Source organism: Bradyrhizobium commune (genome assembly GCF_015624505.1).
In the GTDB taxonomy this organism is placed as follows: domain Bacteria; phylum Pseudomonadota; class Alphaproteobacteria; order Rhizobiales; family Xanthobacteraceae; genus Bradyrhizobium; species Bradyrhizobium commune.
Genome location: NZ_CP061379.1, coordinates 3,592,564 through 3,617,784 on the forward strand (window position 1 = coordinate 3,592,564; position 25,221 = coordinate 3,617,784).

Sequence of the window (25,221 nt, forward strand, 5' to 3'; positions counted from 1 at the left end):
ATCCATCATTTCACAGCCCCGGCAGTGAGGCCGCGCACGAAATACCTGCCGCCAAAGAGATAGATCAGCAAAGTGGGCAGCGCCGCGATGATCACCGCAGCGCTCTGCACGCCGTGCTGCGGGATATCTGCGATTGCGGCAGAGAGCGCGATGAGGGCGGCCGTGACCGGCTGCTGCTGGCCGGTGGTGAATGTCACGCCATAGAGGAATTCGTTCCAGATGTGCGTGAACTGCCAGATCACGGTGACGATCAGGATAGGAGACGAGAGCGGCAGAATGATGCGCCAGAAGATACGAAAGAAGCCGGCACCGTCGATGCGCGCGGCCCTGATCAATTCATGAGGAATGGCGACATAGTAGTTCCGGCAGAACAGCACGGTGAAGGAGAGTCCCTGGATCGTGTGGATCAGCACGAGACCGGTCAGCGTATTGATGAGACCGATGTCGCGCAGCACGATGGTCCAGGGCAAGAGGCGCATCTGCTGGGGGAGGAAGAGGCCAAGCGTCACGATGCCGTAGATCCAGCCATCGCCGCGAAAACGCCAGAGCGAAACGGCGTAGCCGGCAATCGCACCGAGCAAGGTCGAGAAGATCGTCGCGGGGATCGTGACGAGCGCGGAGTTCAGCATGTACGGCCGGATGCCGGCGCAGGTCTCGGCGACGCAGAAGCCGCTCCAGGCCTTGGCGTAGTTGTTCCAGGCCAGGTGTTGCGGCCAGCCGATCATCGAACCCTGCGCGATCTCCTCGTTGGTGCGGAGCGAGTTCAGCACGACAACAACCAGGGGCGCGAGATAGGCTGCCGCGAATAAAGACACGACGAGATAGATCAGAACGCGGCCCGGCGCGAAGGTTGAGTCACGCATGGGCGGCCTGCCGTCGCTGGACATAGCGCCAGGCCGCATAGGGCAGCAGCACGGCGAGAAGAATGAGCAACATGAGCACCGCCGCCGCCGCTCCCCGGCCGAGCTGGCTGCGCTGGAACATCAGGTCGTAGACGACGAGGGCCGGCAGCTGGGTCGCGATGCCGGGTCCGCCATTGGTGAGGGCGCGGACGAGGTCGAAGGCCGAAATCGCGAACTGGAGCTGGACCACGACGACGGTGATGGTAATTGGCCAGAGCGTCGGCAGAATGACGCGCCAATAGGTTCGGATCGGTCCGGCGCCGTCGATCTGCGCGGCCTTGATGATGTCGGCGTCGACGGAGCGGAGGCCTGCCAGGAACAGCGCCATGGCGAAACCGGAGGATTGCCAGATCGCGGCGATGACAATCGTCCAGATGGCCTTGTCGCGATTGACCAGCCAGTCGAAATGGAAGGAGGCCCAGCCGAGGTCATGGGCGAGCTTCTCGATCCCGATGCCGGGATTGAGCAGCCAGCTCCAGACCGTGCCGGTGACGACGAACGACACGGCGAGGGGGTACAGGAAGATGGTCCGCAGCACGTTCTCGGCGCGAATGCGCTGATCGAGCAGGATCGCAAGCAAGAGGCCCGTGATCAAACTCAGCAGCACGAAAGCGATGCCGAACAGCAGCAGATTGTCGAAGGCGATCTGCCAGTTCCGCGATGCCAGGACTGCGTTGTAGTTGCGCAGGCCCACCCAGCCCGAGACCGGAATGAGGGTGGAGGGCGTGAACGAAATCCAGATCGTCCAGATCGAAAACGAAATGAGGTGTGCCGCGGACAGGAGCAGCGGCACCCAGATCATCAGATATTCAGGTAGCCGGCGCACCATCTCGGATGTCGCCGGCCGCGCTGGTGTCGAGGCGAGGCTGCTCAACGTGATCCCTCGACGGCCTCGGCGAGGCGCGTGACCGCCTGCTCCGGTGTGATCGTCTTGTTCTTGGCGTATTCGGTGAGCACGTCGATCATCGCTGCGGTCAGGCCGTTTTCCTGCGCCATGTTGTGCGCGAGGCTGAGGACGGCCTGATTGCTGGCGACGGCGTCCTTCAGAGCGGCAGCCGTCCGCCGTTGACCGTCCGACCAGCCTTCACCGGAAAGATCGACGTCGGTGCGCACGGGGATCGATCCGGTGATCTGCGAATACATGGTCTGAATGGCCGGATCCATGACGAGCTGGGCCATCAGCGTCTGACCGGCCTGGAGGTCTGCCTCCTTGCGCTGCCAGAAGATGAAGGCATCGGCGTTCAGCAGGAAAACCGGCTTGCCATTGTCGCTGGGGCCCGGCGCGATGGTGTAGTCGTCGAACTTGAAGCCGGCGTTTTTCAAAACGCCCTGGGCCCAGCCGCCCATGATCAGCATGCCCATCTCGCCGTCGACGAAGCGCTTCAGATTGGTGGCATAGGGTTGGGCGCCGACATTGGGGTCACACCAGTCGGCGATCTTGCGCGTCTGCGCGAAGGCCGCCTTGATCTCGGGGCCCTCCAGCGCTTTCTTGTCGAGATTCATGAGGGCGGCGCGGTATGCCGTCGGGCTGATGCCGGCAAGAGAAGCCTCGAATTTTTGCCCGTCGTCGGGGCGGGTACCGCCGTTGGCGAGGGGATAGGTCATTCCGGCCGATTTCATCTTCTCGGCAAGCTCGTTGAAGTCGGCCCAGGTGACGGGGATCTTGTCGGCCTTGGCCTTGTCCATCCCGCGCTTGGAGAGAAACAGCATGTTGGTGCTGTAGATCTGCAGCGGCAGCGCGATCCACTTGCCGCCCGGCTTGTGCAATTTTGCAAGGTCCGGTGCGACGACCTTTTCATAGCCGGCGGCAGCGACGACGGCGTCGAGATCGACGGTCGGCGCAATCTTCGACCAGGCCGCAATCTCGGGGCCCTTGAGCTGCGAGCAGGCCGGCGGATCGCCGGCGATGATCTGGGCGCGCAGCTTGTTCATCATCTCGGTGGTGAAGCCGGGGACGGGCGAGTGCTGCCAGACGCCGCCCTTCTCCTCGAATTTCTTGCCGAGCGCCGTGATCGCCGCCCCATCGCTGCCCGCGGACCATTGCGAGATCGCGGTCAGGCGCGGCTTGACCGCGCCTTGCGCGCGGGCAAAGGCCGGCAGTGCGAGCGCGGCAGCAGATCCAGCGAGCAGACGGCGCCTTGTTGTCGTGATCGGCATGGCAAGTTCCTCCCGGGTGTGAACTTTGCGGCTCGCGCGAGCCGCGCGTGGCTCAGGGCATGTCAGGCAGCCTCCGTCGATGCGGCGGCCATGCCGCCACATCTCGCCAGGCAGAAGGCGGCGAAGGCCAATGCGGCTTGCGGATCATTGCCGTTCGAGGGCGGCACGAAGGCGAGCGACACCTGCGCCAGTTTCCGGCCGCCGAGCAGGCAGGCGTCGATCCCGTCGATAACGGCCTTGCGATCCTCCTCGTCGAGCAGCGACGGCCAGCCGCTGATCGCGACCCCGCGGCAGGGTTTGACGTTGAGCGTGTTGCCGATCGCGAGTCCCAGTCGGAACAGCCGTTGGCGCAGCTCCTGGCGTACGCGCGATGTGAGGGGGACAGCGGTCACCCATTCGTTGCCGAACGCGAGCAACTCGGCCTCGCGCAGGCCAAGAAGCTCGGCCAGCGCCGGCAGCGACGTATAGGCTTCGACACAGCCGTGATGGCCGCAGCGGCAGCGGGGGCCTTCGGTTCCGAACACCATGTGGCCGAGCTCGACCGGCTGGAGCGCGTCGTCCTCGATGGGATCGTCCATCCAGGTTCCCGCAACGCCCTGGCCGACGAAGACGAACAGATGCGCGCCGCTGAACGGATAGCTTTCCGTGCGGCAACGATGAAAGGTGGCGTGCGCCACCACCGAATTGGTGAAGGCGACCGGTACGTCCGCAAACAGCTCGCCGGACATGTCGCTGATGCGTCCGACGTCGCAGGGAATGATCGGGTTGCCAAACTCACTCAGGCGCCCGAGGCCTGGAACGGTGACGCCGATCTGTGCGAGCCTGATGCGGCGGCGCCGCGTCCAGTCGCGCAGCAAGGCCAGCGCTTCGCCAAACACCCGGCCGACGGTTTCGACGGTGGGCCTCTTCGGCAGCGGGACGCGCTCGGTGTAATGCAACTCGCCCGACAGGCCGCCAACGCCGACGCTGAGCCATTGACCGGTCAGCTCGAGGGCCGCAAGTGCCACCGTTGCGTCGAGCGACACGAGACCGGTCGGGCCGCCGACATAGGGGGCAGGGCGCCGTACTTCCTCGATCAGGCCTTCGGCCTTCAGGTCAAACAGGATGCGCGACAGGCTCGCCTCGGACAGGCGCACGGCCTTGGCCAGCGGCGGCCGGAACGAGCCGCCCGACTGGAGCAAGTGAGTCAAAATGGCGGCGCGCGTCTGCCGCCGACTTCTCGGCTGCTCCGGCATTTCCATCCCTGTCGTCATTCTTACTTAGTGTAAGAATTTGCGCGCGGAGCGTTTCGACTGTCAAGCATTAGCCGGCGCAATGCATCGACTTGTTGTTGTGCGCGGCAGCAAGAACGCCGAGGTTCGATCGGTTTCGTAGGCATCCGTACAAACAAAAAACGGCGCCATCTTGCGATGGCGCCGTTTCGAGAGCCGTAACGGCCGATCTTACTTGCGGTCGCCGATCTTCACGTAGTCGCGGCTGGTGACGCCGGTGTAGAGCTGGCGCGGACGGCCGATCTTCTGCTGCGGATCCTCGATCATCTCGCTCCACTGGCTGATCCAGCCGACGGTGCGGGCGACCGCGAACAGCACGGTGAACATCGAGACTGGGAAGCCCATCGCCTTCAACGTGATGCCCGAATAGAAGTCGACGTTCGGGTAGAGCTTGCGGTCGATGAAGTACTGGTCGCTGAGCGCGATCTTCTCGAGCTCGAGCGCCACCTTCAGCATCGGATCGTCGCCATGGCCGGTCTCCTTGAGCACGGCGTGACACATCTTCTGCATGATCTTGGCGCGCGGATCGTAGTTCTTGTAGACGCGGTGACCGAAGCCCATCAGGCGGACTTCGCTGTTCTTGTCCTTCACCTTGGCGATGAACTCGGGGATCTTGTCCACGGTGCCGATCTCGGCGAGCATCGCGAGCGCTGCTTCGTTGGCGCCGCCATGCGCCGGGCCCCACAGGCAGGCGATGCCGGCGGCGATGCAGGCGAACGGGTTGGCGCCGGAGGAGCCGGCGATGCGCACCGTCGAGGTTGAGGCGTTCTGCTCGTGGTCGGCATGCAGGATGAAGATCTTGTCCAGCGCTTCCGCAAGCACCGGGTTGATCTTGTACTCCTCGCACGGCACCGCGAAGCACATGTTGAGGAAGTTCTGGGCGAAGCCGAGCGAGTTCTTCGGATAAACGAAGGGCTGGCCGATGGTGTATTTGTAGGCCATCGCGGCCAGCGTCGGGATCTTGGCGATCATGCGCATGGAGGCGATCATGCGCTGCTTCGGATCGTTGATGTCGGTGCTGTCGTGATAGAACGCGGCCAGCGCGCCGACGGAAGCGACCATCACCGCCATCGGATGGGCGTCGCGGCGGAAGCCCTGGAAGAAGCGGGCCATCTGCTCGTGGACCATCGTGTGATGGATCACGCGGTCGTCGAAATCCTTCTTCTGCGCCGCGGTCGGAAGCTCCCCGTAGAGCAGCAAATAGCAGGTCTCGAGGAAGTCGCCGTTCTCGGCGAGCTGCTCGATCGGGTAGCCGCGGTATTCCAGCACGCCCGCGTCGCCGTCGATATAGGTGATCTTGGACTGGCAGCTCGCGGTCGAGGTGAAGCCGGGATCGTAGGTGAACAGCCCGGACTGGCCGTAGAGCTTGCCGATATCGATAACGTCGGGCCCGACGCTGCCACTGTGGATCGGGAGATCGTAGTTCTTGTTTCCAACCGTCAGCGTGGCGGTCTTATTGCTTGATTGTGCGTCCATCAGAGGTCCCCGATGTAAGGTGAAACGGGCCGGACCCGGAAGGCCCCGATGACATGGTGGGGCAGGCCGGATATTCCAGAAGGTACGGCCAAGATGGGTATATTATTGCTGTGTGCGCTGCAAGATGGCGCCGTGCATGCTCGACTTACGTCGTAGCTAGTCCTTGGCCTGATCCTTGAGCCTGCCCAGACTTTCCTGGCGTCCCAGCACGTCCAAAACCTCGAATATGCCAGGCGAGGTCGACCGGCCCGTCAGCGCGGCCCGCAAAGGCTGGGCGACCGCGCCGAGCTTGAGACTGTTTTCCTCGGCAAAGGCACGCAACGCGGCTTCCGCCGAAGCCGCGTTCCAGGTCTCCACATTCTCCAGCGCGGAATGAAGCTGGCCGATCAGCTTGCGGTTCTCAGGCGTCAGCAGGGCTGCGGCCTTGGGATCAAGCTCCAGCGGCCGGTCGGCGAAGATGAAATAGGCGCTGTCGATCAGCTCGATCAGTGTCTTGGCGCGCTCCTTCAGGGCCGGCATGGCCTTGAGCAACTGGGTGCGCGTGGTGTCGTTTAACTTGGCCTTAATGTCGTCGCGACACGGCACGACGTGGTCGAGCACGTCCTCGAACATCTTCACGAGTGATTGATCGTCGGCGTGGCGGATGTAATGGCCGTTGAGGTTTTCGAGCTTGGCGAAGTCGAAGCGCGCCGCCGCCCGGCCGACATTGGCGAGATCGAACGCCGCGATCATCTCCTCGGTCGAGAAGATCTCCTGGTCGCCATGGCTCCAGCCGAGCCGGACCAGGTAGTTGCGCAGCGCAGCCGGCAGGTACCCCATGGCGCGGTAGGCATCGACGCCGAGCGCGCCATGGCGCTTGGAGAGTTTTGAGCCGTCCGGGCCGTGGATCAGCGGAATGTGGGACATGCTCGGCAGTGCCCAGCCCATCGCATCGTAGATCTGTTTCTGGCGCGCGGCGTTGATCAGATGGTCATCGCCGCGAATGACGTGGGTGACACCCATGTCGTGGTCGTCGACCACCACCGCGAGCATGTAGGTCGGGTTGCCATCGCCACGCAGCAGGACGAGATCGTCGAGATTCTCGTTCTGCCAGACCACGCGGCCCTGGACCTGGTCCTCGATCACGGTCTCGCCGGTCTGCGGCGCGCGCAGACGGATAGTGGGCTTGACGTCGGACGGCGCCGTTGCCGGGTCGCGGTCGCGCCATAGGCCGTCATAGAGGCGGGTGCGGCCCTCTGCGCGCGCCTTCTCGCGCATGGCGCTGAGCTCCTCGGCGGTGGCGTAGCAGCGATAGGCCTTGCCGTCGGCGAGCAACTGCTCGGCGACCTCGCGGTGACGGGCGGCGCGGCTGAACTGGTAGATGACGTCGCCATCCCAGCCGAGCTCGAGCCATTTCAACCCGTCGAGGATGGCGCCGATCGCAGCTTCGGTGGAGCGCTCCCGGTCGGTGTCCTCGATCCGCAGCAGCATCTTGCCGCCGTGCTTTTTCGCATAGAGCCAGTTGAACAGCGCCGTGCGTGCGCCTCCGATATGGAGGAAGCCGGTCGGGGAGGGAGCGAAGCGGGTGACGACGGAATCGGACATTCTTGGCAGGGCCTATGCATTGGAGGCGGTGGTATATAACAGGACCGGAGCATAACTAAAGCCCGGCAGCGGACCGCTTAGGGCCTTGCTTAAGCCCTTGGCTCAGCCAAGCAAATTTGGCAGAAGGGCCGCTGATTTCCCTACAGGATTTTAGGATGAGCATAGAACCGGTGGCGACTGAGGTTGGGCGCGATTTCATTCGTGACATCATCCAGGCCGACCTCGACCAGGCCAAGTACACGGAGATCGTGACCCGGTTCCCGCCGGAGCCGAACGGCTACCTCCATATCGGCCACGCCAAGTCGATCGCGCTCAATTTCGGCATCGCCCAGGAGTTTCCGGGCCGCTGCCATCTGCGCTTCGACGACACCAACCCGGTCAAGGAAGAGCAGGAATATATCGATTCCATCCAGGCCGACGTGCACTGGCTCGGCTACGACTGGGGCAAGAACCTGTTCTACGCCTCGGACTATTTCGACCGCCTGTACGAATGGGCGGAGAAGCTGATCCGCGACGGGCTCGCTTATGTCGACGACCAGTCCCAGGAGGAGATCCGGCTCGCGCGCGGCACGCTGACCGAGCCCGGCAAGAACTCGCCGTTTCGCGACCGCACGGTGGACGAGAACCTCGACCTGTTCCGTCGCATGAAGGCCGGCGAATTTCCGAACGGCGCGCGCGTGCTGCGGGCCAGGATCGACATGTCCTCGGGCAATATCAACCTGCGCGATCCCGTGCTCTACCGTATCCTGCATGCGCACCATCCGCGCACCGGGACCAAATGGAGCATCTATCCGAGCTACGACTATGCCCACGGCCAGTCGGACGCGATCGAGGGCATCACGCATTCGATCTGCACGCTCGAGTTCGAGGACCACCGGCCGCTCTACGACTGGTTCATCGAGAAGCTGCCGGTGCCGTCGAAGCCGCATCAGTACGAAATGGCGCGGCTCAACCTGACCTACACGCTCTTGTCCAAGCGGGTGCTGACCCAGCTGGTCCGCGACGGCCATGTCGCGGGCTGGGACGATCCGCGCATGCCGACCATGGCGGGCATGCGCCGCCGCGGCGTGCCGCCGGCCGCGCTGCGCGAATTCGTCAAGCGCATCGGCGTGGCGAAAGCGAACAGCGTTGTCGACGTCGGAATGCTCGAGTTCTGCATCCGCGAGGAATTGAACCGCACCGCGCAGCGGCGCATGGGCGTGCTGAAGCCGCTCAAGGTGGTGATCGAGAATTATCCGGAAGGGCAGACCGAGGAGCTCGAGGCGATCAACCACCCGGACGATCCGTCGGCGGGTACGCGGAAAATCACGTTCGGCCGCGAGCTCTATATCGAGCAGGACGATTTCATGGAGAACCCGCCCAAAAAGTTCTTCCGCCTGTCGCCTGGCAACGAGGTGCGGTTGCGCTACGCCTATTTCGTCAAGTGCACCGGCGTGATCAAGAACGACGCGGGCGAGGTGGTGGAGCTGCGCTGCACCTACGATCCCGCGACCAGGGGCGGCAACGCGCCCGACGGCCGCAAGGTCAAGGCGACCATGCACTGGTTGCCGGCAGCGAGTTCGGTGCCCGCGGAAATCCGCATCTACAACCAGCTGTTCGCCAATCCGAGCCCGGACGCCTCGAACTTCGCGGCCGACCTCAATCCACAGTCGCTGGAGATCCTCTCCGACGCGCGGATCGAGGCATCGGTCGCCGAGAGCAATGCGACCGAGCCGATGCAGTTCGAACGCCAGGGCTATTTCGTGCGCGACAGGGACTCCACGCCCGGCAAGCCGGTGTTTTCACGCACCATCGGCCTGCGCGACACGTTTGCGAAGGAAGTCGCAAAAGGTTGAGGCACGCATGAGCACCGACGCCGACACCATCGTTTCCGCCATCATCGCGAAATGGTGCGCCGGCTTCGCCAAGCTCGACGCGGCAGCGCTGTCGTCGCTTTATGCGAGCAACGCCTTCTTCTTCGGCTCCAATCCAAAACTCTACCGGGGCAGGGACGGCGTTGCCGATTATTTCAACGGCTTGCCGCGATGGCGGAAGCCGAGCGCGGCATTCTCCGAGGTGCGCGCGGCGGAGGTCGGCTCCGATATCATCAACACGGCCGCGACCGTCTCGTTCGACCTCGCGGGCGAACGGCCGGATCTCGTCGTCAAGATGAGCTGGGTCATCATGCGCGAGGACGGTGACTGGAAGATCGTCAATCACCATGCCTCGTCACAGGCGCCGCTGATCTGACGCCGCACACGGCATCGTCATTGCGGCGATGGCAACGAACCGACGCCGCGCGCGTTGTGTGGGTCCAAACGAGGATCTCGCCATGCAGAACATCACAGAGCATATGGAAGTCATCGGCGCCGATGGCGTCCACATCGGCACGGTCGACAAGGTCGAGGGCAATCGTATCAAGCTGACCAGGAAAGACAGCGGCGAGGGCAGCCACAAGGGGCACCATCACTTCATCGACAAGGGCCTCGTCGCCGATATCGAGGGCAACAAGGTCCGCCTCTCGGCCAAGGCGGCGGTGGCCGTGACGATGGAAGAGGAAAAGTAGGGCGCCGGCCGTTCGTTCCTGATCCGTACCGCTATTCGGCCTCCCGCACGTTCCGGTAGCCTCCGCTCCCGTCGCGTATCGCAGGGTGCAGGGAATGGCGGAGCCGGGCCGGCCGTTGCGGTCCCAGGGTGTCGCGGGGACGTGGCCCGTCGGTCGAGCCGCGTCCGCCGGTGGCCTTGCACCAGCGGGCTTTGGCGCTTGGCCCGCGCTTGCCGGGACGCTGCGTGAATGGGCCAAAGCGGAAGCCGGCGCCGGGCGTCTGTTCCCCTGGGTGCCCATCGCCTTCGGTTGCGGCATCGCGCTCTATTTCGCCGCCGATCATGAGCCGGTGCTGTGGGCCGTTGCCGCGACGGCGGCCGCGCTCACAACAGGCGCCGTGCTGCTGCGGCGGAGCCGGCTGTTCGCGCCGGCGATCATGATCGCCGCGGTTGCGGCCGGTTTTGCCATGGCGACCTGGAAGACGGCGCGGATCGCCCACACCGTGCTGGCCAAACCGCTCTATTCGGTCTCGCTGTCGGGCTTCGTCGAGACCCGCGACATCCGCGAGCGCACCGACCGTTTTGTCCTCCGCGTCACCGCGATGGAGGCGCAGCGCAGCGACGTCAAGCTCGAGCGGGTCCGGCTGTCGGTGCGCAAGGGTACCGCGCCCGAGGTCGGCAGCTTCGTGCAGCTGAAGGCGCGGCTGATGCCCCCGCTGTCGCCGCTGCGGCCTGGCAGCTATGATTTTGCCCGCGACATGTTCTTCCAGGGCATCGGCGCCTCCGGCTTCGCGATGGGCGCCATTACAGCTTCCGCCCCGCCCGAGGTCGGCGGCTTGCGACTGCATTATGCCGCGATCATGCAGGGGCTGCGCGATACGATCGACGCACGCATCCGCGCCACGCTCGATGGCGACAACCGCGCGATTGCGACCGCGCTGCTGACCGGCCGCCGCGATGCGATCACCACGCCCGTCAACGACGCGATGTTCATCTCGGGGCTCGGCCATGTGCTGTCGATCTCCGGCTATCACATGGCCGTCGTCGCCGGCGTCGTTTTCTTCGCGGTGCGGGCGCTGCTCGCCTTGATCCCGGGATTGGCGGCTGGCTTCGCCATCAAGAAATGGTCGGCGGCTGCGGCGCTGGTTGCAGCCGCGTTCTACCTGCTGCTCTCCGGTGCGGAGGTCGCTACGCAGAGATCGTTCTTCATGACCGCGGTGGTGCTGATCGCGGTGATGGTCGATCGCCGCGCCATCACGTTCCGCACGCTCGCGGTGGCTGCCCTGATCGTGCTGGCGGTCGCGCCGGAGGCGCTGGTCCATCCGAGCTTCCAGATGTCGTTCGCGGCGACCCTCGGGCTCGTGGCGCTGGTGCAGATCGGCATGCCGAACCTGTTTGCCTCGCCCGATCATTCCGCGACCGCACGGATCGCGCTGTGGGGCGGTCGCGAGATCGCGATGCTGTTCATGGCCTCCATGATCGCGGGGCTCGCGACCACGCCCTATGCCGCCTTCCACTTCCATCGCATCACGCCCTACGGCGTGCTCGCCAATCTCGGCGCGATGCCGGTGGTCTCGGCGCTGGTGATGCCGGCGGGGCTGTTGGGATTGCTGGCCGCCCCCTTCGGCCTCGACGGCGTGTTCTGGTGGCTGATGGGGATCGGCATCGACTGGATGATCGCCGTCACGCGCTGGGTGGCCGCGCTGCCCGGCGCGGTCGGCCACGTCGGTGCCTTCGGCACCGGGCCGCTGGTCGCCGCGAGCCTCGGCCTCGTCCTGATGGGCCTGCTGCGCACGCCCTTGCGCTGGTCCGGCGCGCTCGTGCTGGCGGCCGCGATCGTCTGGGGACTGTCCGTCCGGCAACCCGACATTCTGATCGCCGGCGACGGCTCGAGCGTGGCGGTGCGGGGCAAGGATGGGCAGCTGCATTTGATCAGGGCCAGCAAGGACAGCTTTCTGCTGAAGGAGTGGCTCGCGGCCGATGCCGATCCGCGTGATGCCGGCAGTGCTTCGCTGGCCGACGGCGTGTCCTGCGACGAGTCCGGCTGCGTAACGCCGCTTGCCGATGGGCGTATGGTCGCATTGGCGCTGCGCATTGACGCGCTGACCGATGATTGCAGCCGCGCCGCGCTGGTGGTGACTACCCGGCCCGCGCCGCCGGATTGCGCAGCCATGGTGGTCGACCGGCCGCATCTTGCACGGCAAGGCGCATTGGCGCTGACGCGGCGCGGCGACGGCTTTGCGGTTCAGGCTGTGAAGGCGAGGGGCACAGACCGTCCCTGGTCGCCGGCGGCGGCCGGCGATGGGGATTCCGAACTGACCCTCATGCCACGGTCGGCGGCTCCGCGCTCCAAGGACGCAACGCCATCGGAGTCCGACCTGCAGGCCGAAGACTGAAATCTTCTCAGCCGATCGGCAGGCGGGTGATGATCGGTTGCCTGTCGGCGATGGTCTGCGGCACGTGCTCACGCTCGCCGACCGGCTGGGTCACCGGCAATTGCAGCACGGTTGCGCGCTGACCTTCGACGAGCTGTGTCACGAGCACGTACTTGCCGTCGGGGAATTCGATCGCATCGTGATGGCGATCGGGAATGTGCGGATCGATCCTGCCGAACTTGCCGACGCGGGAGTTGATGGTGCGCGTCCAGATCCAGCGATTGTCGTAGCGGACGTTGTCGGCGAAGGCGAGCTCCGTTCCCGGCAGCAGGCAGACCGCGACGGACATGTCGGCTTCGGAAGCGAAGCCGCGCGTCGAGGTGCCGCGGAAGGTTGTCGTGACGATCGTCTCGCCGATCTGGGCGGGCCGCGTCGCGACGGCGTGCAGGCTGTAGTCACACATCGGGGTGCTCCTCAATCAGGATAGAGCACCCGCGCCTCTTCTGAGGCGCAGGCCCCTATCAGAGTGGAAGCCTGCAAGCGTCTGCTTGGTTGTGGGCGAATCTGCGGCTGCGGGTCCGCAAGCTCCGATCACATTATCTTTTTCGAATCCGCGAGGAACAAAGCCTGTTCACCTGCATTCTGCGATGCGAGTAAGTTAGCGGCCAGCGGGCGCCGACCAGCCCGAATATTGCCAGGCAGGCTGCGACGGTTGCTCGACCGCATTGCGGGCATTGCGGAATTGTTCGCTGGTCGTCGTCTCCGGTGCCTTGCGGGCATGGCGCTGCGACTGGGCGGCGAAAACTTGCGGCGCCGATGCTGCGATCAACGCCATCGTGACTGTGCTCAGAACGATCTTGCGCATGGTTGTCTCCTCGGCCTTTCAAATCCGCGAAGCAAGGAGTGCTTCGTGCGGTGTGCCGGGGATGTAGCGCTGAAGGGGTGGCCGGATAATCTGTGCAAAACCAGAAAGACTATCCAGCCGAAGCGGACAATCGTCCGCTCCAATCGTTAATGCGCAGTTGCCAACCGCAGCATTCTCAGTATTTGCGGTAAAGCCCGATGAGCTTGCCCTGAATCTTCACGCGGTTGGGCGGCAGGATGCGGACCTCATAGGCGGCGTTGGCGGGCTCGAGCGCAATCGAAGCGCCACGGCGGCGGAAGCGCTTCAGGGTTGCTTCCTCGTCGTCGATCAGCGCCACCACGATGTCACCGGTGTCGGCAGTCTCGTTGCGCTGGATCAGCGCCATGTCGCCGTCGAGGATGCCGGCCTCGACCATGGAATCGCCGCGCACCTCGAGCGCGTAATGCTCGCCCGAGCCGAGCATGTCCGGCGGCACGCTGATGGTGTGGCTGCGGGTCTGCAACGCCTCGATCGGCGTGCCGGCCGCGATGCGGCCCATCACGGGGACCGCAACGGGACGCTCGCCGTCGTCTGCCGGCGGGCTGGAGGTCGTGCGCACCTTGCCGAGGTTGCCCTCGATCACGCTCGGCGTGAAGCCGCGGCGGCTACCGGCGGCGGCCTGGAGCTCGGGCAGCTTGATCACCTCGATGGCGCGGGCGCGGTTGGGCAGGCGCCGGATGAAGCCGCGCTCCTCGAGCGCGGTGATGAGGCGGTGGATACCCGATTTGGAGCGCAGGTCGAGCGCGTCCTTCATCTCGTCGAAGGAGGGCGGCACGCCGCTTTCCTTCAGCCGCTCGCTGATGAACCGCAGAAGCTCGTATTGTTTGCGCGTTAGCATCTCGACCAAAATCCCCCGGTTGATGTCGTTCGATTCCGAGACGTTCAGTTCGGCATTAAGCCGCTAGATGCTCGAAACAAATCATGAACGGACACTATATGTTCGATATGTGTTCCGCAACTGCTTAATTTAGCGTGAACGCCGCAAAGTTGGCGGATCGCGTGTGGCGCGGGCTTTCAGAGCGGCAGGCGCAGTATCGCGCAAGGCGAGCCTGCCTCGGCTTTCGGCGCGAATGGCGCGCGCACGAGAAGTGCCTGTGCCGCAGCGAGATTCGCCAGCAGCGAGGAATCCTGATGATCGACGGGGAGGGCGATCAGCGTGCCGTCGTCACGCTCTACCAGACGCGCGCGGAGATAATCCTCGCGCTGGTCATTGGCGCCGACATCGCGGCCGAGCACGGCGTGCTCGCGGCGGTGGTGAATCACGGAGCGGCCCGACAGCGCGCGAATCAGCGGCACCATGAACAGGAAACCGCAAACGTAGGACGACACGGGATTGCCGGGCAGGCCGATCACGCGCATCGCGCCGAGCCGGCCGTGCATCATCGGCTTGCCCGGCCGCATCGCGATCTTCCAGAACGCCATTGCGACGCCCTCGGCCTTGAGCGCGTGCTGGACCAGATCGTGGTCGCCGACGGAAGCGCCACCCGTGGTGATCAGGATGTCGGCGCCGCTCTCGCGCGCGCGGCGGATGCCGGCGGTGGTCGCCTCCAGGGTGTCGGCGGCGACCCCGAGGTCGACGGTGTCGGCACCCTCGCGGCGGGCGAGCGCGTGCAGGGCGTAGCCATTGGAATAGACGATCTGGCCGGGGCCGGGCGTGGTGCCCGGCCGCACCAGCTCGTCGCCGGTCGCGAGGATCGCGACCTTCGGCTGGCGGCGGACAGCGAGGTTTGGATGATTCATGCCGGCGGCGAGCGCGAGATCGCGCTCGGTCAACCGGGCGCCCTTGCGCAACAGCACGTCGCCCTCGCGAAAGTCGATTCCGGCGGGGCGGATGTGCCGCCCGGTGACGGCGGCCTCCTTGACCGTGATGCGTTTGCCGTCAGTGACGGTGTCCTCCTGGATCACGACAGCGTCGGTACCATCGGGAACGACGCCGCCGGTGAAGATCCGCACCGCTTCGCCGGCGCGGACGGTTCCCGCGAACGGCCGGCCAGCCGCGACCTCTCCGATCACGGTGAGCTGCGAATCGATCGCTGCCGCATCGCTTGCACGCACGGCATAGCCGTCCATCGCCGACATCGCCTGCGGCGGCTGCGTGCGCTTTGAAGCAACATCGCGCGCAAGCACGCGATGAAAGGCATCGTCGAGCGCGATCGTCTCCTCAGGCAATGGCTCCGCGCCCGCGAGCACGGCAGCAAGCGCATCGGAAACCGGCATGAGGGCCACGGTGAACTCCCGCTACAAATCGAAGAAACTTGGTCGGCAAGGTTCTAGCTGAGCGGAGGGGCTGAGGCAAAAGGGGCGGCCGCCGGCAGGAGTCTTTCCGTCAGTGCCGACCCAGGTCAATTTCCCCAAGTCAATTTCGAATTGCTGTTGGCACCCGTGAGCGGCCAGTGGCGGCTGTTCGGATTATCCGCCAATCTCGGCACCGGTGCTACCGGCTGCGGGCCCGTGCCTACACAGTCGCCGACATCGTTCGCGCCGCCACCATCGGCCGAGAAGCAGCCGAGTGCCCGGCTGAAGGCTGGCGCGGAACCTGCAGAGGACTAACGGCGCGGGGCATCACGAGGGCGTTATCGGATTTCCGCTTTTCGGGGCTCCGTCTTCCGCGACATCGGGCGCCCTGGGACCCTGATCCCTGTCGGGCATCGGATCGGCCTGCGATTTCAAGTCGGCCGCCTTGCTCATCAGCTTGGCGGAAAGCTCGGAATCCGAGGTGGTTTTGGCGAATTTGACCAGCAGGGAGGCCTGCCTGGTGAGGTAGGTTTTGCCCAACACTTTGATACGTCCGATGTAGATTACCCAACGGACTCTTAGAGTCCGGAACAGGGCATTCCGTTCCCGGAACTCTGTATGAAAATGCACAAAGTGTTTTGGTTCCTCATTCCCGGAATGAAAATGTTCCGCGAACCGGGTGGTTAGATCCCGAGCGCCTTCAGCGCATGGCCGACATCGTGGGGCGAGATCACATGCACTGCGGTCAGTCCGCGGGCGCGGGCGCCTTCGATATTCTCGGCGAGGTCGTCGAAGAACACGATGCGGTTCGCCGGCACGCCCATCGCGGCAACCACATGGTCGAACGCTTCCGCATCCGGTTTGCGCAAGCCGATACTGGACGACAGATACAGCTCGCGGAAATGGCCGAGCAGATCGGCATATTCCTTGGAGAAGTAGTCGACGTGCGGGCGGTTGGTGTTGGAGAAGGCGTAGAGCGGCATCCGCTTCGCCGCGCGGGGCAGCAGTTCCGCGATGTCGGGCATCTCGCCGGCGAAGATCGCGTTCCAGCCCTCCAGGAACTGCGCGTCCGAAATGCCGATCCCGAGCGATGAGCGCAGCGAGGCGAAATAGTCGGCGTCGCTGATCTTGCCCATCTCATGCAGCCGGTAGGCCTCGTCGCGCACATAGCGCGCGACGATGGCTTCGGGCTTGAGGCCCGCATATCCCGCCCAGCACGCGATCGCCTTGGAGAAATCGATGTCGAGCACGACACGCCCGAGATCGAACAGAAGCGCGTCGGCGCTGCCGGGAGAGAGCGAGGTCATTGCATCCTTTCAGGTCAGTACCGATAGGGCTCGTGATCGTAAAGCGGGAACGCGCTGAACACGCTCGGCGCGTTGGTGGCGGTTGCCGGATGCAGGCAGGATTTGTTGACCTCGGCAAACGAAGTTGCGCCCAGCAGGCCAAGGCAGCGCAGCACCTCGTCCTCCAGCAGCTCCAGCATCCGCGTCACGCCGGCTTCTCCAGCCGCAGCCAGCGCCCAGCATTGCAGCCGGCCGATGCCGACGAGGTCGGCGCCTGCGGCGATCGCCTTGACGACGTCGGTGCCGCGGCAGATGCCGCCATCGACCATGATCTTGGCGCGGCCCTTCACCGCCTCGACGATCTCGGGCAGCACATGCATGGCACCGCGGCCGTGATCGAGCTGGCGGCCGCCATGGTTGGAGACGTAGATCCATTCGACGCCATGATCGACCGCGATCTGGGCGTCCTCGGCGGTGGCGATGCCTTTAAGGATCAGCGGGATATCGAACTTGTCCTTGATCATCTTCACCGTCCGCCACTCCAGGCCCTTCTGGAAGTCGCCGCCGGTGGCGCGCAGCCGGCTCTCGCGAACGTAGCGCTTGGCGATGTCACGCTCGCGACGGCTGTAATGGGCGGTATCGACGGTCAGGCAGAAGGCGGCATAATTGTTCTTCACGGCGCGGGCGACGACATCGGCGACGAAAGCGTCGTCGCCACGGACATAAAGCTGGAACAGGCGCAGCGCATCGGGGGCGGCTTCCGCGGTCTTCTCGAGCCCCGGCTCGGTCACCGAGCTCAGCATGTGCGCCGCACCAAAGGCGCCGGCGCCACGGACGACACTCGCCGCGCCATGTGGATCGAAGACCTCCAGCGCCCCGACCGGGGCCAGCACCACCGGCAGGCGCATCGTGCGGCCGAACCGCTCGACCGAGCCGTCGACCCTGTGCACGTCCCGCAGCACGCGCGGGCGAAACGCGATCTCGTCCAGCGCCATGCGGTTACGGCGCATCGTGGTCTCGGTCTCGGCGGCGCCGACGATATAGTCCCAGGCGTTCTGGTTGAGGTTGGCGCGCGCCTTCTTGATGAATTCGTGCAGATTCTGGAACGGCTCGTTGCTGGCGCCGAGTTCGACGTTCCTGTCCGGCCGGATGCGGGGCGCTTCGTTCATTGTTATCCTCCCGAGAATTTGAAGCCTTATCTGATCGCCTATCGCGTCCGGCCCTCCAAAACCATCCTAAAATCGCATAGCTGCGAGGCGTGGGCCGGCCGACCGATTCTCGCCCCGAGCGAGGCGGTCCGTGAACGTTGCCAAAAGTTTAGGTCCGAACGAAGGGATTTTTGTGAGACTACCCGCCGGCGTGGCAGGCCGGCCTTGAAGAAACCAGAATGGTATTGTGAGAAGCGGATTGGATCGCCATTTGCATGGCGCCCTCAGCCGCCAAGCAACAAAGCGAAAAGGCCAATCAATCCATGCGGAAATCCCTGCTTTTTCCCCTCGGCGCACTCACCGGAGTGTGTCTGACCCTCCTCGTTTCCGGTCCTCAGGGCGGACTTTGGGCGGCACGGGCGGCGGCGGGCGCGGACGATGCTTATTCGCAGCTCAATTTGTTCGGCGAGGTCTTCGAGCGGGTGAAGGCGAGCTATGTCGAGAAGCCCGATAACGCCAAGCTGATCGAAGGCGCGATCACGGGCATGGTGACCTCGCTCGATCCGCATTCGCGCTACATGAACGACAAGGCCTGGACCGAGATGCAGGAGACCACCTCCGGCGAGTTCGGCGGGCTCGGCATCGAGGTCACGATGGAGGAAGGCCTGGTCAAGGTCGTCTCGCCGATCGATGACACGCCGGCGTCCAAGGCCGGCATCATGTCCGGCGATCTCATCAGCAAGATCGACGGCGACGCCGTGCAGGGCATGACGCTCGAGCAGGCCGTCAACAAGATGAAGGGCCCGGTCGATACCAAGACCAAGCTCACGATCATTCGCAAGGGCGCCGACGCCCCGCTCGATGTCGCGATCACGCGCGAGATCATTCATGTGCGGCCCGTGCGCTTCCATGTCGAAAACGGCGACATCGGCTATATCCGCGTCACCTCGTTCAACGAGCAGACCACCGACGGCCTGAAGAAGGCGATTGCGGCGATCTCCAAGGACGTTCCGCAGGAAAAGCTCGCCGGCTACGTAATGGACCTGCGCAACAATCCCGGCGGCTTGCTCGACCAGGCGGTGTCGGTGTCGAGTGCGTTCCTTCAGCGCGGCGAGGTCGTCTCGACCCGCGGCCGCAATCCCGAAGAGACCCAGCGCTTCACCGCGCATGGCGGCGACCTCACCAAGGGCAAGCCGCTGGTCGTGTTGATCAACGGCGGCTCGGCCTCTGCCTCCGAGATCGTCGGCGGTGCGCTGCATGATCACAAGCGTGCGACGATCATCGGCACGCGCTCGTTCGGCAAGGGCTCGGTGCAGACCATCATTCCGCTCGGCGCCGGCAACGGCGCGCTGGCGCTGACCACCGCGCGTTATTACACGCCGTCGGGCCGCTCGATCCAGGCCCAGGGCATCGCGCCCGACATCGAGATCCTCCAGGAGGTGCCGGCGGAGTTGAAGGGCCGCGTCGACACCATGGCGGAGTCCCAGATGCGCGGCCATCTCTCGGCCGCTGACGGCACCGAGCAGACCGGCTCGCAATCCTACGTCCCGCCGGACGAGAAGGACGACAAGGCGCTGCACGCGGCCTACGACTTCCTGCACGGCGTCACCGCAAACGCGGTCGCCGCCAAGCCCGCGGCGAAGACGACGGTGCCGAACTAAGTCTTTCGACGTCTGCACATTGATCGCCCGGGAGCGGATGACCGCTCCCGGGCGAATTCGTTCGGGACGCCGCCTCAGCTCGGATTCATCGCAACCAAGGTCGCCTCAGCAGCCCTCGCGCTCGGCCAAGCGCCTAGCTCGCCTCGCGGCGGCGGCTTTGCTCGCCGCCGCGCTGGGCGAGGCGGCTGCCATGCAGTGCGAACAGCTCCAGCACCTTGTCGGCCGGCTGTGCCGCGCTGAACAGATAGCCCTGCATCTCGGAGCAGCCGAGCGTGCGCAACAGGCGCTGCTGCTCCTCGGTCTCGACGCCCTCGGCCGTGGTGGCCATGCGGCGGGCGCTGGCAAGGTTGACCACGGCCTGCACGATGCTGGCGGAGCCGTCGGGGCCGGCGATGTCCTCGACGAAGCAGCGGTCGATCTTGATCTTGTCGAACGGGAAGCGGTGCAAATAGCTCAGCGACGAATAGCCCGTGCCGAAATCGTCGAGCGCGATGCGGACGCCGATGGCGCGGAGCTGATGCAGGATCGCAAGCGCGGTCTCGTCGTCGCGGATCAGCACGGCCTCGGTGATCTCGAGCTCGAGCCGGCTCGCAGGCAAATTGGAGGCGGCGAGCGCCGCCATGATCTTCAGCGCCAGCGTGCTGCTCTTGAATTGCACCGGCGAGACGTTGACGGCAAGGCGGATGTCGTCAGGCCAGGCGGCCGCATCGCGGCAGGCGGTCTTGAGCACCCATTCGCCGATCTCATTGATCAGGCCGGTATCCTCGGCGATCGGGATGAATTCGGCGGGCGAGACCATGCCGCGCTCGGGATGGCGCCAGCGCACCAGCGCCTCGCAGCCGGTGATGCGGTCGTCCTTCAGGCTCAGACAAGGCTGGTAGTAGACATCGAGGCCGCCATGGGCGATGGCGTGGCGCAAATCGATCTCGAGCTGGCGTCGCTCGCGGACCTTGGCGTCCATGTCCGGCTCGAAGAAGCGATAGGTGCGGCGGCCAGCGGCCTTCGCGGCATACATCGCCATGTCTGCGTTCTTCAGGATCTGGTCGAGCGCAGTGCCGTGGCCCGGCGCGAGCGCAATGCCGATGCTGGCGTCGGTGGTGAGATGGTGGCCCATGCAGTCGAACGGCGCGCGGATCGCGGCGAACACCCGCGCGACGAGATCGTTGATCTGATCGGTGGAGGTCACGGCGCTCTGCACGATCGCGAATTCGTCGCCGCCGAGCCGCGCCACGAAATCGGTCGGGCCGGCGCAGCCGCTGAGGCTCGCGGCGATCGACTTCAACAGCTCGTCGCCGACGAGATGGCCGAGCGCGTCGTTGACGCCCTTGAATTCGTCGATGTCGATGTAGTGTACCGCAAGCTCTTCGCCATCGACGATCGCGGCAAGCTCTCCGCGCAGATGTTCGTGGAACATGGCGCGGTTCGGCAGATCGGTCAGTGCGTCGTAATGAGCGAGATGGGTGATGCGCTCTTCGATGCGGCGGCGCTCGGTGATGTCCTCATGCGTCGCCACCCAGCCGCCATCTCCGAGAGGCTCGTTGACGATCTGGATCGAACGGCCGTCGCCGGTGTCGACGACCATGGAGTTGCGCACGTGGACGTCACGCAGCACGCGCGCGACATAATGGTCCACGTCGCCGGTGAAAGAGCCCGTGGCCTTGCGGTGCCGAATGATGTCGCTAAAGCTGCAGCCGGGCTTCACGATGTCGGCCGACAGTCCGTACATCTCGATATAGCGCTGGTTACAGATCACGAGCTGCTGCGAAGCGTCGAACAGCAGCAGGCCCTGGGTCATGTTGTTGACGGCCCGGTCGAGACGCTGCTTCTCGAGCGTCAGCCGCTCGCGCGAGAGGCGGTGCTGCTCCAGGAGCTTGCGCACGATCGCGATCAGCACGCCGGCAATCGCTAGCGCCGAGGCGCCGGCGACCGAAATCAGGATGCCGATCTGCTCGCGCCAGTCGGCGAGAGCGGCCGCGCGCGTCGTGGTCGCCATCATCAGGATCGGGAAGTGGGGCAGGGCGCGCGCCGAGATCAGCCGGTCGTCGCCGTCGACTGGACTGACGAAGCGCCCGGCGAAGTGATCGAGCCCGAAGACCCGCTGTTGCTCGTACGGGCCGTTCTTGAAATTGCGCCCCATCAAATCGCTCGAATGGGGAAAGCGGGCGAGCAAGGTGCCGTCACGATGCAGCATCGAGATCGTTGCGCTTTCGCCGAGCACGACGGTCTCGAAGAATTTCTCGAAATTGGCGGGCTCGATGCCGCGCCCGACCACGCCCATGAATTCGCCGTTCGGTCCGACGATCCTGCGGACGATCAGGATGGTCCAGGCGCCGGAGATGCGGCTGTACACCGGTTCGATCAGCACGTCGGGCGACAGCGGATCGTATCGGAAGGTCCTGAAGTAGGCGCGATCGGCGAGGTTGACCTTCGGCACCGGCCATGCCGTCGACGAGTTGATCAGATTGCCGTCGGAGTCGATGATGTTGACGCCGCCCATGTAGGGCAGTGCCTCGATCTTCGAGCGCAGCATCCGGTGGATGTCCTGGCCGGAGAGGCGCCTGCGATAGTCTTCTGCGGTCGTGATTCCGCTCGAGCGGACGTGATCGACGAAATCCTTCTGGATGACGGCGAAGTCCTGCAATTGCTGATCGAAATGATGGGCGAGCAGCAGCACGGTGTTCTCGAGCTCACGGCTGGAGTTACGTAGCGCACGCTCGCGGAAATTCTGCGCCATCAACGTCGCGCCGACGGCGATCGCCACGATCAGCAGCGTGCCGCCCACCACCAGCCAGCGGATCGGTCCGCTGCGTACGAAGGCCTGGTCAAAGAGGCGACTGCCGTATCCCGTCATCATGTCGATCGTTGCCGTGCACACGCCGAGATCGCTTGTTGATCCCGTAAACATCCGTCGGTTTACGAGAACGGTGTGGAGGCGGAGTTAGGAAGCGCGGTTAATGCGACATGAACTGAAACGCGCAAATACGATCGATGCGCAGGATGCGAGGCGTGCAGGAATTGCCGGGAGCTCCTGCGATGCCGATCAATTTCTGCCGGTCACCGCGAGGTCAACCAAGGCTTAACCATCTAAATTGTTGACGATCCTCGATGTCGTGTTGGCACGTGAATTGCGAGCGAGGCCAGCTACGACGCAGAGAGGATGGGATCATGAAAAAGACTGTGAACGATTTCCTGGCCGACGAATCCGGTGCGACCGCGATCGAGTATGGGCTGATTGCCGCCGGCATCGCCCTCGCCATCATCACCGTTATCAACGGCATGGGCAGCAAGCTCAGCGCAAAGTTCGGATCGATCAGCTCGTCGCTGAAGTAGTGGCCGTGGTCAGGCGCGGTAGTGGCCCGACTTGCCGCCCAGCTTTTCGATGAGGTGGATCCCCTCGATGCGCACGCCGCGCTCGACCGCCTTGATCATGTCGCAGATGGTGAGGCAGGCGACCGAGACTGCCGTCAGCGCCTCCATCTCGACGCCGGTCGGACCCGTCACCTTGACGCTGGCGCGGACCAGGCAGCCCGGCAGTTTCGCGTCGGGCTCGATGTCGACCGTGATTTTCGACAGCGCCAGCGGATGGCAGAGCGGGATCAGCTCGGAGGTGCGCTTTGCGGCCATGATGCCGGCGATGCGCGCGGTGCCGAGCACGTCGCCCTTCTTGGCGTTGCCGGACACGATCAGGTCGAGCGTCGCCTTGCTCATGACGACGCGGCCTTCGGCAACCGCGAGCCGCTCGGTCGCGGGCTTGGCCGACACGTCGACCATCCGCGCCTCGCCGGAGGCGCCGATATGGGTGAGGGAAGGGCTCGTTTTCTTCGCCGGCTTGCGCGCCATGTCAGCGCGTGCCCGTGGCGCGCGCCGAGGTTTCGCGTGCGAGCAGCGTGCGCGTGGCGGCGGTCACGTCGTCTTGACGCATCAGGCTCTCGCCGACAAGGAACGTCGACATGCCGACTCGCTCGAGCCGCGCGACGTCCGCGGGCGTGAAGATGCCGCTCTCGCCGACCATCAGCCGGTCGCCGGGGATCAGCGGCGCCAGCGTTTCACTGGTCACAAGCGTGGTCTCGAAGGTGCGCAGGTTGCGGTTGTTGATGCCGATCATCTGCGAACGCAGCTTCAGCGCACGATCGAGCTCGGCGCGATCGTGGATCTCGATCAGCACATCCATGCCATAGGCGATGGCGGCGTCTTCGAGGTCCTTGGCGGTCGCATCGTCGAGTGCGGCCATGATGATGAGGATGCAATCGGCGCCATGCGCGCGTGCCTCGACCACCTGGTAGGTGTCGAACAGAAAGTCCTTGCGCAGCACCGGCAGCGAGGTCGCGGCGCGCGCCGCCACCATGAAATCGAGATGGCCCTGGAACGAGGGTGTGTCCGTCAGCACCGACAGGCAGGCCGCGCCACCGGCGTCATAGGCCCGGGCGAGCTGTGGCGGATCGAAATCGGCGCGGATCAATCCCTTGGACGGCGAGGCTTTCTTCACCTCCGCGATCAGCGCGTAGTCGCCATTGGCGTGCCTGGCCCTGATCGCGCGCAAAAAGCCGCGCGGTGCGGACTGGGCCTTTGCTCTCGCCTCGACGGCGGAGAGCGGCTGCGCGCGCTTGGCCGCCGCAATCTCCTCGCGCTTGTAGGTCTCGATCTTGGTCAGAATGTCCGACATGGAAAGCCTCAGCCGTTCGAAATCGCGACCAGGTGCTTCAGCCGCGCGCTCGCAGCACCGCTGTCGAGCGACCGCGCGCCGATCGCGACGCCTTCCTTGAGGTCCCTGGCGCGTCCGGCGACGATCAACGCGGCGGCCGCGTTCATCAGCGCGACGTCGCGATAGGGGCTCGGCTTGCCGTCGAGCACGTTTTGCAGCGCGATCGCATTGGCATCGGCGTCGCCGCCCTTGAGCGCACCGGGCTCGCAACGCGGCAGGCCGGCTTCCTCCGGCGTCACCTCGAAATTCCTGATTTCGCCGTTGTGGAGTGCGGAGACGAAGGTCGGGCCGGTGAGGGTGATTTCGTCCAGGCCGTCCGAGCCATGCACCACCCAGGCGGATTCGGAGCCGAGGTTCTTCAGCACCTGCGCCAGCGGCTGCACCCATTGCCGCGAGAACACGCCGACCATCTGCCGCTTCACGCCGGCAGGGTTCGACAAGGGACCAAGCAGGTTGAAGATCGTGCGCGTGGCGAGCTCGACCCGCGTCGGGCCGACATTCTTCATCGCAGGGTGATGGGCGGGTGCGAACATGAAGCCGATACCGCATTCGCGCACGCAGCGGCCGACCTGCTCGGGCTTGAGATCAATCTTCACGCCGAGCGAGGCGAGCACGTCGGCGGCGCCCGAGCGCGACGACAGCGCGCGGTTGCCGTGCTTGGCGACGGGGATGCCGGCGCCGGAGACGATGAAGGAGGCACAGGTCGAGACATTGACCGAGCCCGAGCCGTCGCCGCCGGTGCCGACGATGTCGACCGCGTCGGCGGGCGCGGTGACCGTCAGCATCTTGGAGCGCATCGCAGCGACCGCGCCGGTGATCTCGTCCACGGTCTCGCCGCGTACCCTGAGCGCCATCAACAGGCCGCCCATCTGCGAGGGCGTGGCCTCGCCGGACATCACCGCGTCGAAGGCGGCCGCCGCTTCGTCACGCGACAGGCTGGCGCCGGTCGCCACTTTTCCAATGATCGATTTCAGGTCGTCCATCGCGTGCTTTCAAC

At 64.9% G+C, this 25,221-nt stretch carries 23 protein-coding genes; 6 read left to right on the forward strand and 17 right to left on the reverse strand.

What is annotated here, in order from left to right; genetic code table 11:
• Positions 1-5 precede the first annotated feature (5 nt).
• The 6 genes from IC761_RS16905 to gltX form a co-directional block, all read right to left on the reverse strand.
• Entirely contained in the window at positions 6-863 is an 858-nt protein-coding gene (locus tag IC761_RS16905; RefSeq protein ID WP_195804310.1) for a carbohydrate ABC transporter permease, read from the reverse strand.
• Positions 856-1,731 carry a carbohydrate ABC transporter permease gene (locus tag IC761_RS16910; protein ID WP_438265139.1) on the reverse strand — a complete coding sequence of 292 codons (876 nt, stop codon included), beginning with the start codon at positions 1,729-1,731 and terminating at the stop codon, positions 856-858. The genes IC761_RS16905 and IC761_RS16910 overlap by 8 nt, the downstream gene beginning before the upstream one ends.
• 41 nt (positions 1,732-1,772) lie before the next feature.
• A complete protein-coding gene (locus tag IC761_RS16915; protein ID WP_195804311.1) occupies positions 1,773-3,059 on the reverse strand; it encodes an ABC transporter substrate-binding protein in 1,287 nt (428 codons plus the stop codon).
• 62 nt (positions 3,060-3,121) lie between these two features.
• Positions 3,122-4,300 carry an ROK family transcriptional regulator gene (locus IC761_RS16920; RefSeq protein ID WP_195804680.1) on the reverse strand — a complete coding sequence of 393 codons (1,179 nt, stop codon included), beginning with the start codon at positions 4,298-4,300 and terminating at the stop codon, positions 3,122-3,124.
• Between the two features lie 201 nt (positions 4,301-4,501).
• A complete protein-coding gene (gene gltA / locus IC761_RS16925) occupies positions 4,502-5,806 on the reverse strand; it encodes a citrate synthase (RefSeq protein WP_195804312.1) in 1,305 nt (434 codons plus the stop codon).
• 156 nt (positions 5,807-5,962) lie between these two features.
• Positions 5,963-7,390 carry a glutamate--tRNA ligase gene (gltX, locus tag IC761_RS16930; RefSeq protein WP_195804313.1) on the reverse strand — a complete coding sequence of 476 codons (1,428 nt, stop codon included), beginning with the start codon at positions 7,388-7,390 and terminating at the stop codon, positions 5,963-5,965.
• 155 nt (positions 7,391-7,545) lie between these two features.
• Here gltX and IC761_RS16935 point away from each other — a divergent pair, with 155 nt between their 5' ends.
• The 4 genes from IC761_RS16935 (at position 7,546) to IC761_RS16950 (ending at position 12,309) form a co-directional block, all read left to right on the forward strand.
• The gene (locus tag IC761_RS16935) at positions 7,546-9,225 is read left to right on the forward strand and encodes a glutamine--tRNA ligase/YqeY domain fusion protein (protein ID WP_195804314.1); all 1,680 of its coding nucleotides are present in this window, start codon (positions 7,546-7,548) and stop codon (positions 9,223-9,225) included.
• A gap of 7 nt (positions 9,226-9,232) precedes the next feature.
• Complete coding sequence (locus IC761_RS16940) at positions 9,233-9,619, forward strand: YybH family protein (RefSeq protein WP_195804315.1); 387 nt, start codon at positions 9,233-9,235, stop codon at positions 9,617-9,619.
• An 82-nt stretch (positions 9,620-9,701) separates the two neighbouring features.
• On the forward strand, positions 9,702-9,935 hold the full coding sequence (locus tag IC761_RS16945) for a DUF2171 domain-containing protein (RefSeq protein WP_195804316.1): 234 nt from the start codon (positions 9,702-9,704) through the stop codon (positions 9,933-9,935).
• A 94-nt stretch (positions 9,936-10,029) separates the two neighbouring features.
• Positions 10,030-12,309 carry a ComEC/Rec2 family competence protein gene (locus IC761_RS16950; protein ID WP_195804317.1) on the forward strand — a complete coding sequence of 760 codons (2,280 nt, stop codon included), beginning with the start codon at positions 10,030-10,032 and terminating at the stop codon, positions 12,307-12,309.
• Between the two features lie 7 nt (positions 12,310-12,316).
• Here IC761_RS16950 and IC761_RS16955 read toward each other — a convergent pair whose 3' ends face one another.
• The 7 genes from IC761_RS16955 to IC761_RS16985 all read right to left on the reverse strand — a co-directional run bounded on the left by IC761_RS16955 (position 12,317) and on the right by IC761_RS16985 (position 17,882).
• Positions 12,317-12,751, reverse strand: a complete 435-nt coding sequence (locus IC761_RS16955; RefSeq protein WP_195804318.1) for a hypothetical protein — start codon at positions 12,749-12,751, stop codon at positions 12,317-12,319.
• A gap of 195 nt (positions 12,752-12,946) precedes the next feature.
• Complete coding sequence (locus IC761_RS16960) at positions 12,947-13,153, reverse strand: hypothetical protein (protein ID WP_195804319.1); 207 nt, start codon at positions 13,151-13,153, stop codon at positions 12,947-12,949.
• 175 nt (positions 13,154-13,328) lie between these two features.
• Positions 13,329-14,030 carry a transcriptional repressor LexA gene (lexA, locus tag IC761_RS16965; RefSeq protein ID WP_195804320.1) on the reverse strand — a complete coding sequence of 234 codons (702 nt, stop codon included), beginning with the start codon at positions 14,028-14,030 and terminating at the stop codon, positions 13,329-13,331.
• Between the two features lie 176 nt (positions 14,031-14,206).
• Positions 14,207-15,418, reverse strand: coding sequence for a molybdopterin molybdotransferase MoeA (locus IC761_RS16970; RefSeq protein WP_195804321.1), 1,212 nt, complete (start codon positions 15,416-15,418; stop codon positions 14,207-14,209).
• A gap of 336 nt (positions 15,419-15,754) precedes the next feature.
• Positions 15,755-15,970, reverse strand: a complete 216-nt coding sequence (locus IC761_RS16975; protein ID WP_195804322.1) for a hypothetical protein — start codon at positions 15,968-15,970, stop codon at positions 15,755-15,757.
• A gap of 140 nt (positions 15,971-16,110) precedes the next feature.
• Positions 16,111-16,734, reverse strand: a complete 624-nt coding sequence (locus tag IC761_RS16980; RefSeq protein WP_195804323.1) for an HAD-IA family hydrolase — start codon at positions 16,732-16,734, stop codon at positions 16,111-16,113.
• 14 nt (positions 16,735-16,748) lie between these two features.
• A complete protein-coding gene (locus tag IC761_RS16985) occupies positions 16,749-17,882 on the reverse strand; it encodes an alpha-hydroxy acid oxidase (RefSeq protein ID WP_195804324.1) in 1,134 nt (377 codons plus the stop codon).
• 302 nt (positions 17,883-18,184) lie between these two features.
• Between IC761_RS16985 and IC761_RS16990 the strand changes: the two genes are divergently transcribed.
• Positions 18,185-19,522, forward strand: coding sequence for a S41 family peptidase (locus IC761_RS16990; protein WP_195804325.1), 1,338 nt, complete (start codon positions 18,185-18,187; stop codon positions 19,520-19,522).
• A 133-nt stretch (positions 19,523-19,655) separates the two neighbouring features.
• Here IC761_RS16990 and IC761_RS16995 read toward each other — a convergent pair whose 3' ends face one another.
• On the reverse strand, positions 19,656-22,376 hold the full coding sequence (locus IC761_RS16995) for a bifunctional diguanylate cyclase/phosphodiesterase (protein ID WP_195804681.1): 2,721 nt from the start codon (positions 22,374-22,376) through the stop codon (positions 19,656-19,658).
• Positions 22,377-22,687: 311 nt separating this feature from the next.
• Between IC761_RS16995 and IC761_RS17000 the strand changes: the two genes are divergently transcribed.
• On the forward strand, positions 22,688-22,852 hold the full coding sequence (locus IC761_RS17000; protein ID WP_195804326.1) for a Flp family type IVb pilin: 165 nt from the start codon (positions 22,688-22,690) through the stop codon (positions 22,850-22,852).
• Positions 22,853-22,861: 9 nt separating this feature from the next.
• On the opposite strand, the gene moaC is transcribed toward IC761_RS17000, so the two are convergent.
• From moaC to trpD, 3 genes are read right to left on the reverse strand one after another with little or no spacing between them, the layout of a single operon-like run.
• The gene (gene moaC, locus IC761_RS17005; protein WP_195804327.1) at positions 22,862-23,362 is read right to left on the reverse strand and encodes a cyclic pyranopterin monophosphate synthase MoaC; all 501 of its coding nucleotides are present in this window, start codon (positions 23,360-23,362) and stop codon (positions 22,862-22,864) included.
• Position 23,363: 1 nt separating this feature from the next.
• The gene (trpC, locus tag IC761_RS17010) at positions 23,364-24,185 is read right to left on the reverse strand and encodes an indole-3-glycerol phosphate synthase TrpC (RefSeq protein ID WP_195804328.1); all 822 of its coding nucleotides are present in this window, start codon (positions 24,183-24,185) and stop codon (positions 23,364-23,366) included.
• An 8-nt stretch (positions 24,186-24,193) separates the two neighbouring features.
• On the reverse strand, positions 24,194-25,207 hold the full coding sequence (gene trpD, locus IC761_RS17015; RefSeq protein WP_195804329.1) for an anthranilate phosphoribosyltransferase: 1,014 nt from the start codon (positions 25,205-25,207) through the stop codon (positions 24,194-24,196).
• Between the last annotated feature and the right edge of the window lie 14 nt (positions 25,208-25,221).

Bases quoted from the DNA above. Each gene is read 5' to 3' on its own strand.
- IC761_RS16905 (WP_195804310.1), bottom strand. From the start codon at position 863: ATGCGTGACTCAACCTTCGCGCCGGGCCGCGTTCTGATCTATCTCGTC.
- IC761_RS16910 (WP_438265139.1), bottom strand. From the start codon at position 1,731: ATGGTGCGCCGGCTACCTGAATATCTGATGATCTGGGTGCCGCTGCTC.
- IC761_RS16915 (WP_195804311.1), bottom strand. From the start codon at position 3,059: ATGCCGATCACGACAACAAGGCGCCGTCTGCTCGCTGGATCTGCTGCC.
- IC761_RS16920 (WP_195804680.1), bottom strand. From the start codon at position 4,300: ATGGAAATGCCGGAGCAGCCGAGAAGTCGGCGGCAGACGCGCGCCGCC.
- gltA (WP_195804312.1), bottom strand. From the start codon at position 5,806: ATGGACGCACAATCAAGCAATAAGACCGCCACGCTGACGGTTGGAAAC.
- gltX (WP_195804313.1), bottom strand. From the start codon at position 7,390: ATGTCCGATTCCGTCGTCACCCGCTTCGCTCCCTCCCCGACCGGCTTC.
- IC761_RS16935 (WP_195804314.1), top strand. From the start codon at position 7,546: ATGAGCATAGAACCGGTGGCGACTGAGGTTGGGCGCGATTTCATTCGT.
- IC761_RS16940 (WP_195804315.1), top strand. From the start codon at position 9,233: ATGAGCACCGACGCCGACACCATCGTTTCCGCCATCATCGCGAAATGG.
- IC761_RS16945 (WP_195804316.1), top strand. From the start codon at position 9,702: ATGCAGAACATCACAGAGCATATGGAAGTCATCGGCGCCGATGGCGTC.
- IC761_RS16950 (WP_195804317.1), top strand. From the start codon at position 10,030: ATGGCGGAGCCGGGCCGGCCGTTGCGGTCCCAGGGTGTCGCGGGGACG.
- IC761_RS16955 (WP_195804318.1), bottom strand. From the start codon at position 12,751: ATGTGTGACTACAGCCTGCACGCCGTCGCGACGCGGCCCGCCCAGATC.
- IC761_RS16960 (WP_195804319.1), bottom strand. From the start codon at position 13,153: ATGCGCAAGATCGTTCTGAGCACAGTCACGATGGCGTTGATCGCAGCA.
- lexA (WP_195804320.1), bottom strand. From the start codon at position 14,030: ATGCTAACGCGCAAACAATACGAGCTTCTGCGGTTCATCAGCGAGCGG.
- IC761_RS16980 (WP_195804323.1), bottom strand. From the start codon at position 16,734: ATGACCTCGCTCTCTCCCGGCAGCGCCGACGCGCTTCTGTTCGATCTC.
- IC761_RS16985 (WP_195804324.1), bottom strand. From the start codon at position 17,882: ATGAACGAAGCGCCCCGCATCCGGCCGGACAGGAACGTCGAACTCGGC.
- IC761_RS16990 (WP_195804325.1), top strand. From the start codon at position 18,185: ATGCGGAAATCCCTGCTTTTTCCCCTCGGCGCACTCACCGGAGTGTGT.
- IC761_RS16995 (WP_195804681.1), bottom strand. From the start codon at position 22,376: ATGATGACGGGATACGGCAGTCGCCTCTTTGACCAGGCCTTCGTACGC.
- IC761_RS17000 (WP_195804326.1), top strand. From the start codon at position 22,688: ATGAAAAAGACTGTGAACGATTTCCTGGCCGACGAATCCGGTGCGACC.
- moaC (WP_195804327.1), bottom strand. From the start codon at position 23,362: ATGGCGCGCAAGCCGGCGAAGAAAACGAGCCCTTCCCTCACCCATATC.
- trpC (WP_195804328.1), bottom strand. From the start codon at position 24,185: ATGTCGGACATTCTGACCAAGATCGAGACCTACAAGCGCGAGGAGATT.
- trpD (WP_195804329.1), bottom strand. From the start codon at position 25,207: ATGGACGACCTGAAATCGATCATTGGAAAAGTGGCGACCGGCGCCAGC.